The sequence below is a fragment of the Sphingopyxis sp. BSNA05 genome (assembly GCF_013265645.1).
GTDB lineage: Bacteria > Pseudomonadota > Alphaproteobacteria > Sphingomonadales > Sphingomonadaceae > Parasphingorhabdus.
Genome location: NZ_PYIA01000048.1, coordinates 1 through 8514, shown reverse-complemented (window position 1 = coordinate 8514; position 8514 = coordinate 1). Strand labels below are relative to the sequence as shown.

General features: G+C 62.0%; 10 protein-coding genes and 2 pseudogenes. 6 read left to right on the top strand and 6 right to left on the bottom strand.

The features are described from left to right. Positions 1–18: 18 nt before the first annotated feature. From C8024_RS05200 to C8024_RS05190, 3 genes and pseudogenes are all read right to left on the bottom strand, one after another. Positions 19–1220, bottom strand: a pseudogene (locus C8024_RS05200) (pyridoxal phosphate-dependent aminotransferase). A 21-nt stretch (positions 1221–1241) separates the two neighbouring features. Beyond that, entirely contained in the window at positions 1242–1595 is a 354-nt protein-coding gene (locus C8024_RS05195; protein WP_173203286.1) for an alkylphosphonate utilization protein, read from the bottom strand. Continuing rightward, positions 1595–2883 (bottom strand): annotated as a pseudogene (locus C8024_RS05190) (O-acetylhomoserine aminocarboxypropyltransferase). Before C8024_RS05190 ends, C8024_RS05195 begins: the two are co-directional and overlap by 1 nt. Before the next feature lie 370 nt (positions 2884–3253). Here C8024_RS05190 and C8024_RS05185 point away from each other — a divergent pair. The 3 genes from C8024_RS05185 (at position 3254) to C8024_RS05175 (ending at position 4640) form a co-directional block, all read left to right on the top strand. Next, positions 3254–3748, top strand: a complete 495-nt coding sequence (locus C8024_RS05185) for a pyridoxamine 5'-phosphate oxidase family protein (RefSeq protein ID WP_254305590.1) — start codon at positions 3254–3256, stop codon at positions 3746–3748. 169 nt (positions 3749–3917) lie between these two features. Next, positions 3918–4403: an MgtC/SapB family protein gene (locus tag C8024_RS05180; RefSeq protein WP_173203284.1), complete on the top strand. Its 486-nt coding sequence runs from the start codon at positions 3918–3920 to the stop codon at positions 4401–4403. Between the two features lie 45 nt (positions 4404–4448). Continuing rightward, entirely contained in the window at positions 4449–4640 is a 192-nt protein-coding gene (locus C8024_RS05175; RefSeq protein ID WP_100093952.1) for a DUF3008 family protein, read from the top strand. 103 nt (positions 4641–4743) lie between these two features. Here the strand turns inward: C8024_RS05175 and C8024_RS05170 are convergent, their stop codons facing one another. Further along, entirely contained in the window at positions 4744–5079 is a 336-nt protein-coding gene (locus C8024_RS05170) for a PRC-barrel domain-containing protein (RefSeq protein WP_173203282.1), read from the bottom strand. A 327-nt stretch (positions 5080–5406) separates the two neighbouring features. On the opposite strand from C8024_RS05170, the gene C8024_RS05165 reads away from it, so the two are divergent. Genes C8024_RS05165 through C8024_RS20970 form a run of 3 tightly spaced genes read left to right on the top strand, consistent with a single transcriptional unit; the run spans position 5407 to position 6649 of the window. Beyond that, positions 5407–6126 carry a twin-arginine translocation pathway signal protein gene (locus C8024_RS05165; protein ID WP_254305589.1) on the top strand — a complete coding sequence of 240 codons (720 nt, stop codon included), beginning with the start codon at positions 5407–5409 and terminating at the stop codon, positions 6124–6126. Beyond that, positions 6108–6368 (top strand): GNAT family N-acetyltransferase, encoded by a 261-nt coding sequence (locus C8024_RS20975; protein WP_254305588.1) that lies wholly within the window; start codon positions 6108–6110, stop codon positions 6366–6368. Before C8024_RS05165 ends, C8024_RS20975 begins: the two co-directional genes overlap by 19 nt. Then, entirely contained in the window at positions 6365–6649 is a 285-nt protein-coding gene (locus tag C8024_RS20970; RefSeq protein WP_367947162.1) for a GNAT family N-acetyltransferase, read from the top strand. Before C8024_RS20975 ends, C8024_RS20970 begins: the two co-directional genes overlap by 4 nt. A 179-nt stretch (positions 6650–6828) precedes the next feature. On the opposite strand, the gene C8024_RS05155 is transcribed toward C8024_RS20970, so the two are convergent. Continuing rightward, positions 6829–7734: a DNA topoisomerase IB gene (locus C8024_RS05155; RefSeq protein WP_173203278.1), complete on the bottom strand. Its 906-nt coding sequence runs from the start codon at positions 7732–7734 to the stop codon at positions 6829–6831. Beyond that, positions 7658–8514: sulfite exporter TauE/SafE family protein (locus tag C8024_RS05150; protein ID WP_173203280.1), on the bottom strand; the 857-nt coding region annotated here is incomplete at its 5' end. The genes C8024_RS05150 and C8024_RS05155, both read right to left, overlap by 77 nt.

Below are 8514 nucleotides of genomic sequence, written 5' to 3'. Positions count from 1 at the left end.
CCGCCCGGCGCTTGAGGCCTAAGTTAAAGCCGCGCAGGCCCGTTGAATTCTCGTGCAGGCTTCGGTCAGCAGCTCTTCCGATGTCGCATAGCTGATCCGGAACGCCGGCGAGAGACCGAAGGCAGCGCCGTGCACTGCGGCAACCTGTGCCTCTTCCAGAAATAGGCGATCAGATCCTCGTCCGTATTGATCACCGCGCCCTTCGGCGTGGTCTTGCCCATCAGCTCGCTGGCATCGGGATAGACGTAGAAGGCGCCTTCCGGAGTCGGGCATTGCAGGCCCGGCGTATCGTTGATCATCGACACGACCAGATCGCGGCGTTTCTCGAAGGCGGCGTTGCGCTCGACCAGAAAATCCTGCGGACCGTTGAGCGCGGCCACCGCTGCGGCTTGCGAAATCGAGCAAGGGTTCGAAGTCGACTGCGACTGCAGCTTGCCCATCGCCTTGATCAGCCATTCCGGTCCGCCAGCATAGCCGATCCGCCAGCCGGTCATCGCATAGGCCTTGGACACACCGTTGACGGTCAGCGTCCGGTCATAAAGTTCGGGGCAGACCTGCGCGATCGTCGCGAACGGGAAATCGGCATACCAGATATGTTCGTACATATCGTCGGTCATCACCATCACATTTTCGTGCGGCATCAGCACTGCGCCCAGCGCCTTGAGTTCATCCGCGCTATAGGCGGCACCGCTCGGGTTGGACGGCGAGTTGAGGATCAACCATTTGGTCTTCGGCGTGATCGCCGCTTCCAGCTGCTCCGGGGTGATCTTGTAACCCTGGTCCGCGCCCGCCTCGATAATCACCGGACTGCCGCCGGCGAAATTGACGATATCGGGATAGCTGACCCAGTAAGGCGCGGGGATGATCACTTCATCGCCCTCGTCCAGCGTCGCCACCAGCGCGTTGAACAAAGTATGCTTGCCGCCGTTGTTGGCGGTGATCTGCTTCGCCGTATAGGTCAGCCCGTTGTCGCGCTCGAACTTGGCGATAATCGCCTGTTTCAGCGCGGCGGTACCGTCCACGGTCGTATAGTTGGTTTCACCATCGCGGATCGCCTGGATCGCCGCTTCCTTGACGAAGTCCGGCGTGTCGAAATCGGGCTCGCCCGCCGACAGGCCGATCACATCAATGCCCTGCGATTTCAATTCGGTGACCTTGGCTGACATGGCCAGCGTGGCAGAAGGTTGGATACGTCCGAGAGCTTTGGAGATTATGGTCATGGGAGGTCCTGTCGCAAGGAATTAGCGTGACTGCCTAATATCATTGGTGCTGCACTGCAACAGGGAGAATGGGTCAGCTGCGTTTTTCACAAATTCTGCCCGCAGGACGAGACCCTTGATGCCTTCGTGGCGGCAATCAATCTCCTGCGCGTCGCCGGTCAGGCGGATCGACTTGATCAAAGTCCCGCGTTTCAGCGTCTGTCCCGCGCCCTTGACCTTGAGATCCTTGATCAGGGTGACGGCATCGCCATCGGCCAGGACATTGCCGACTGCATCAACAACTTCCGGACCCGCTGACTTGGCCGCGGCATCTTCGGGGCTCAACCATTCACCGGTCTCTTCGTCATAAACATAATCGCCTGCTGCATCGCTCATCAGAGCGACTCCAGCGCTTGTTGCATGTCGGCGATAATATCGTCGATATGCTCAATCCCGACGGAAATGCGCACCACATCCGGACCGCGCCTGCGGCAACCAGCTCGTCGCCCGACAATTGGCTGTGGGTGGTCGAGGCGGGGTGGATGATCAGCGAGCGCGTATCGCCGATATTGGCGAGATGGCTGAACAGCTTGACCGCCGACACCAGTTTCGTGCCCGCTTCATAGCCACCCTTCAGACCAAAGGTGAACACCGCGCCGCCCTTGCCGCCGAGATATTTCCGCGCCAGCGCGTGATATTCATTGTCGGGCAGACCGGCATAGGACACCCAGCTGACCTCGTCGCGGCCTTGCAGCCAATCGGCCATTTTCAGCGCGTTCTCGCAATGACGTTCCATGCGCAGCGCCAGCGTTTCCATGCCGGTCAATATGTAGAAAGCATTCTGCGGGGCCAGCGCCGGCCCCAGATCGCGCAGCGACAAGGCACGCGCCGCGAGAATGAAGGCCATCGGGCCGAAGGCGTCGGTGAAGACCTTGCCGTGATAAGACGGATTGGGCTGGTTGAGGAAGGCGAATTTCTCGCTCTTGGTCCAGTCGAACTTGCCGCTGTCGATGATCAGGCCGGCGACGCTGTTGCCGTGGCCGCCGAGAAATTTGGTGCCGCTTTCGACAACGATATCAGCGCCATGTTCGATCGGACGGCAGAGCATCGGCGAGGCCATCGTATTGTCGACAACCAGCGGAATGCCGGCTTCATGGGCGATATCGGCAATCGCCTCGATATCCTGCACCACACCGCCGGGATTGGCGAGACTCTCGATAAAGACGCAGCGCGTGTCATCGGTGATCGCGCCTTTGACCTCGTCCATATTGTCGGCGTCGACGAACGTCACGTTCCAGCCGAATTTCTTGACCGAATGGGCCAGCTGGTTGAGCGAGCCGCCGTACAGCTTCTTCGCCGCGACGATATGCGCGCCGGGGTCCATCAGCACATGGAAGACAATGATCTGCGCCGCATGGCCCGAAGCCACCGCCAGCGCGCCGACGCCGCCCTCCATCGCCGCAATCTTGCCTTCCAGCGCGCCGTTGGTCGGATTCATGATCCGGGTGTAGATATTCCCGAACGCATCGAGATTGAACAGGTCGGCGGCATGGTCGACATCATCGAAAACATAAGAGGCCGTCTGGTAAATCGGCGTGATCCGCGCATTGGTTGTCGGATCGGGCTCGGTGCCGGCGTGGACGGCCATGGTTTCAAGGTGCGGAGTTTCCAGATGATCGGTCATGATGCGTCCTTGTGCAAAGAAATAAGCCGCGTGCCTAATATCAATGCGCCCGCGCCGCAACCAGCCTTATGATGAGGTGACGCGGGCTGACCGCAGGATTCTGCCGCTACCGCGCTTCGATTGCACATTGCACTACCAGCAATTCGTCATCCCGGCGAAGGCCGGGATCCAAACCAATTTCCGCTCTGCGAAAGCAAGCCGGGCTGGGCCCCAGCCTGCGCTGGGGCGACAATGTCTATAAACTGAGCGCAAGGCAACTGTGCCGTTGGCCCAAATCACGCCTTGCAGAACCTCGGAAATTTTCCCGAATTTTTGAAACTTTATCCGTCCTGCGCGTTGGTTGGATGAAACGGAATAAAGGAAACTGACCATGAGCAACAAAGATATGAACGATACAACCGACCGCGACGAGATCCGCGAGGAATTCTGGGAATCGATCGCCGACAGCCCGTTCGTGATGATGGCGCTGGACAATGATAGCAAGCACAGCATCCCGATGCGCGCGCAGCTCGACAAAGACGCCAACAGCGCGATCTGGTTCTACACCTCGCGCGACAACCGGCTCGCCAAGGGCGGTCCGGCGATGATGCAATTTGTCTCCAAGGGCCATGATCTTTTCGCCTGCGTTTCCGGCAATCTGACCGAAGAGACTGACGCGGCGATCATCGACAAGCACTGGAGCAAGCCGGTCGAGGCCTGGTACGAACAGGGCCGGCAAGACCCGAGCCTGCTGATGCTGCGGCTTGACCTCGCCGACGCGGAAATCTGGGAAGCCGATCCCGGTGTCGTCGGCATGTTCAAGATGATGACCGGCATGACGATGGATGGCGACGAAATGGGCGACCACGCCCGGGTCCCGCTCTAGGCGCGACCACTGCCGTCTGAATGCAGTCCAGAGGGGCCGCAGAAGAACGGAACAGAGCGGACGCCGGCCTTTCAGCCGGGCACATTTCCGCTTTGATCCGGCTTCGGCGGCCCCTTGTTTTTCTCGCGGCACCCCTGCAACAAATGTCCGGCCGGCGCGTTCCTTTGCCATGACGGATATATTCGCCGGACCCGATACGATTGCCTGGTCAGAGGCGCTGTGGCGGCTTGGCGCAGCCACCCTCCTCCCTTTCCTGATCGGCTTGGAGCGGTTCATCCGACGCAAGCCGATCGACTTCCGGCCCTTCGTGATCATCTCAATCGCCGCCTGCGCATTGGCGATTGGCGCGATGGAATTGCTTGAATCCACCCGCGATCCACAAAGCGACATCGACCCCAGCCGCGTCTTTGAAGGCGTGATCACCGGCATCGGTTTTCTCGGAGCCGGCGCGATGTTTCGCGAGGGCAGCTTTGTTCAGGGTGCCGGCTCTGCCGCGTCGATATGGGCGGCGGGCGCAATTGGCCTGATCTGCGGCTTCGGGGAAATCTGGCTGGCGGTGATCATCACCGCCGTTATCCTGACGGTACTGATCACCAGCGCGCCCTTCACTTCCCACTGGGACCCGGGAGAAGAAGACGGGAAGCCGCCGTCTTGAAAGGGCCCCCACAGCATCAACCACCGGCAAGCAAAGGAGACTATCATGCCAGCCCAATCGAAAGCCCAGCAACGCGCCGCCGGAGCCGCCCTGTCCGCCAAGCGCGGCGAAACCAAGGTCGGCGACCTCAAGGGCGCATCCAAGGACATGTATGACAGCATGACCGAAGAGGAGCTGGAAGATTATGCAGGCACGGATCACGACGGCCTGCCCGAAAAGGTCGACGGCGACGACTAGCCGATCCATTCGCCCTCTAGGGCGCGCCAGCGCCACGCATGAAAAAGCCGGGCGAAATCGCTTCGCCCGGCTCCTTGCATTTGGCTGACTGGCCAGCCGCTGCTTACCAGTAAGGCGTCACCGTCCAATATTCGTAGACGCTGGACTGATAGTCGCGATCATAAGGGCGGTCCGGCTCGTTATTGCCGAAGCGCGGCGCGTCCATCAGCTGCTCCTTGGTGACATCGATGCGATAGCCGCCGAGGTCAGTGTCATAATCGAGCTTCGACCAGGGGATGCTGTGTTTCTCGTCGCCAATGCCGAGGAAGCCGCCAGCAGAAATCACCACATCGGTGACATTGCCGCCGCGCTTGTCGATCAGCAGCTTGTCGACCGATCCGATCTTGCCCTTGTCCGGGCCATAGACGGCGGTACCATCGACGCGGTCGCTGCCAATCACCGTGCTGTTTTCTCATCCTGTAACATCATCATTTCTCTCCTCTAGGTTTCAGGGCCCTTTGTCAGGGATAGCCGCATGGCGGGCCGAAGAAAGGGAGAAGGCCGCTGCCATTTGGCTACAGGAAATCTACGGACGCGCGCGCAGATCGTTCCGGATATTTCCGGAATTTTGAAGGCGGGGAAAGCCCCATATGGCGCACCCGAGAGGTGACCGATCCCCCTCCCCGCCTGCAGGAAATCCGGCCGGATCTGTCCCGGAACAATTGAACGGTTGCGCCGGGCGCCCGCGGATGCAATCCTCGGAAACAGGCATGATCAGGGAGCAAGCATGATGAATTTCAGGATGACGGGCGCAGCCCTGACGGCGGCAATGTTGTTGATGACGAGCGGCCCGGCAACCGCGGGAGCAGTTGCAACGGCCAGCACCGCCGCTATTGCAGAGCCGGATGCCGCGCTGGAAGCCGAAGCTCCCCCCGCCTTCATACCGGCCGATTTCGATGCTCCGACGCTGGTGGAAACCGAAAATTTCAAGCTTGTCCCGCTCGGCCCCGAGCTCGTCGATATCGATTTCGCGGCCTATATGTCCTCGATCGAACATTTGCAGCAGACCTTCACCCGCAGCACCGGCTGGCCGCACAAGGATATTTCCGCTGCCGATGCGATGCGGGACATGGAAACCGAACAGGCCCGCTTCGCAAAACGCGAGTCCTTTGCCTATGCCGTGCTCACGCCGGACGGCAGCCGCGAACGTGGCTCGCTCTATGTCCGCCCGAGCAGCGTCGACGGCCATGACGCCGAGGTCCGCCTGTGGGTGACCAAGGCCGAATATGACGCGGGCTTTGACGCCGAACTTTATGCCTGGGCGAGCCGCTGGATCAAAAGCGACTGGCCGTTCGAGAAGGTCGCCTATCCGGGCCGGGCGATCGACTGGGAGAGCTGGGACGCCTCGTGGCGGCATCAAAGGCCGGCAAGGCCGACCAGTGATCGTGACAAGCTGCCCGATGCGGACAGGAACAAGGGGGTGACCCGATGCCGGACACGCCACTGATCGAGACCGACCAATATCGGCTTCGCAAGCTGGAGCCCGGGGACAGCGCGGCCCTGTTCGAGACATTTGCGAGCGAGGAGGCCTGCCGCTTTCTCGCGCGCCCGCGTTTCGAGAGCGAAGCCGAACTATGCGCCTGGCTCACCGATCCGGAATGGAATGGCCGCAGCTGGGTCGCAATCGACAAATCCGACGGTGCCCTTGTCGGCCGCTTTGTCGCGGTCCGGCCGGGGATGACCAGGTGAGCGAGCTGGGATATGTCACGGTCGCCGACCGGCAGGGCCGGGGCGTCGCCCGCGCCTGCACCGCCGCGCTGATCACCCATTTGTTCGAACGGGAGGACCATCGCCGGGTGTTCGCGGAAATCGACAGCCGGAACCTGGCCTCGGTCGCGCTGGCCGAGCGTCTGGGCTTCACCCGCGAAGCCTGCCTGCGCGAACATGAGCGCACGCATGCAGGCCTGTGCGACATGCTGGTCTACGGCCTGCTGCGGCGCGAGTGGACCATGGGCTGCGTATTGTTGTGAGCCGCGGGGATATTGCGGTCGGGGATTAGCGCTCCACTGCGGCATCCCCTGGCTTCGCGGGAAAACCGTCATCCCGGCGAAGGCCGGGACCCAAACCAATCGGCGGTGTGCGAAAGCAGGATCGGGTTGGGCCCCAGCCTACGCTGGGGTGACAATGTGGCTAGCCGAGAGCACCGCCCTCAACGCCCTCCGCCAATCAACCCGACAAAGCGGTTCTCGCCCACCCGCAGGCCCGCGATATCCGCGCCAAGCCCCTCGATCAGCGCCGCCCGTTCCTCCGCGTCCATCTCGACCAGATCGAACACCGCCGGATGGACATAGCTCTTGCGGCAGATCGCCGGCGTGTTGCGCAGGGTCGCGGCGGCGGCTTCGCAGGCCTGCTTGATCGTCGGTGTCTCCTCCGAAGCGATCGCATCCAGCGCGGCGACGCTGCCGTGCCAGGTGCGGAACATCTTCGCGCTCAGGCTGTCCATGCCCGACGCCTCTTTCAGCCAGTCGTTGACGTCGCCGCTGTCGAGCGGATGGACCGCGCCGTCGCTGCCGACATATTGGAACAGTCTTTTGCCCGGCAGGTCGTCAATCTGCTCCAATATCCTCTGCAGCCGCGTGTCGCGCAGGCTGCAGCTCACCCGCTTCCCACCCTTGGCGCGATAGCGCAGGCGCAAGCGGTCCTCGTCATAGCGGATATTGCCGATATCGAGCGTGGTCGCCCCCTTGCTCATCCGCGAGCTGCCGCCGACCCGGATCGCGGTGCGGTCGATCAGCCGCACCAGCGCGGCAATTGCCACTTCCTTGCTCCGCACATCGGCCGCGCCGTCGGGCCGCAGCAAAGCGTTCACCTTGCGCCGGATCCGCGGCAGCCGCGTCGCAAATTCCGCCAGCTGGTCGAATTTCTGCCGGTCGCGATAGAGCCGCCAGTCGTCATGATAGCGATATTGCTTGCGCGTCGCGGCATCATAGCCGGTCGCCTGGATATGGCCATTGGCCTTCGGGCAAATCCACACGTCGCTATAGGCCGGCGGAATGCCCAGCTTCCTGATCCGCGCCAGTTCGATGCGGCATTTCAGATGGCTCTTGTCGGGCAACAGATATTGAAACCCCCGCCCCCGCCGCACCCGCGATATGCCCGGCTCCTCGTCGCTGCTGTAGACGAGGCTGGGGATGCGCAGAGAGGAATCGTGGATCATGAGCGAAAAACGCCGACCGCGATATTCGGTTCCCGGGGCAGGAGCGAATGTTCAGCGCCCCACCGTCCCGCTCAAAAACCCAGTTCAGCACGATCAGATACACCGCCGACAGGACAATCCACGTCCCGTCCAGCGTCTTCAGCCTTTTCGCGCCCAGCCAGAGGGCGATCGGGCGGGCGAGAAAGGCGCCGAGCACCGCGCCCGGGCCGGCCAGCAGCACGATCTCCCACGCCACCGTGTCCATCTCGATATGCCAGACGATGCCGACCAGCACGCTGATCGAGGAAATGACGCAGGCGGTGCCGGTGCACAGCAGCACCGGATAATGGCGGATGAACAGATAGAGCGCGACCAGCTCCCCCACGCCGACCGAGAAGAGCGCGGTGAGCGCGCCGCCGGGGATCGCGATCAGCATCAGGATCAGCAGATCGACCTTTTCCAGCCGCGCCCGCTCCGCCCTCTTGTGGTTGATCGTCCAGGTGGTGATGATCAGCGCTAGGCCGAGAAAGATCGAGAAAATCTTGTAGCCGAGCAGGATCATCTGCCCGTCGACCATGGTCAGCCGCTGCATCGCCAGCAGCGCCGGCAGCGCAAAGGCGAGCACCGCCCCGATCACCAGGGCAAAATCGCGCGGCCGGACCCGGACATAGCCCGCGCCCGCCGCGTCCGCCGCGCCCG

Coding starts and splice junctions, on each gene's coding strand:
- C8024_RS05185 (WP_254305590.1), top strand. CDS start 3,254: ATGAGCAACAAAGATATGAACGATACAACCGACCGCGACGAGATCCGC.
- C8024_RS05180 (WP_173203284.1), top strand. CDS start 3,918: ATGACGGATATATTCGCCGGACCCGATACGATTGCCTGGTCAGAGGCG.
- C8024_RS05195 (WP_173203286.1), bottom strand. CDS start 1,595: ATGAGCGATGCAGCAGGCGATTATGTTTATGACGAAGAGACCGGTGAA.
- C8024_RS20975 (WP_254305588.1), top strand. CDS start 6,108: ATGCCGGACACGCCACTGATCGAGACCGACCAATATCGGCTTCGCAAG.
- C8024_RS05165 (WP_254305589.1), top strand. CDS start 5,407: ATGATGAATTTCAGGATGACGGGCGCAGCCCTGACGGCGGCAATGTTG.
- C8024_RS05175 (WP_100093952.1), top strand. CDS start 4,449: ATGCCAGCCCAATCGAAAGCCCAGCAACGCGCCGCCGGAGCCGCCCTG.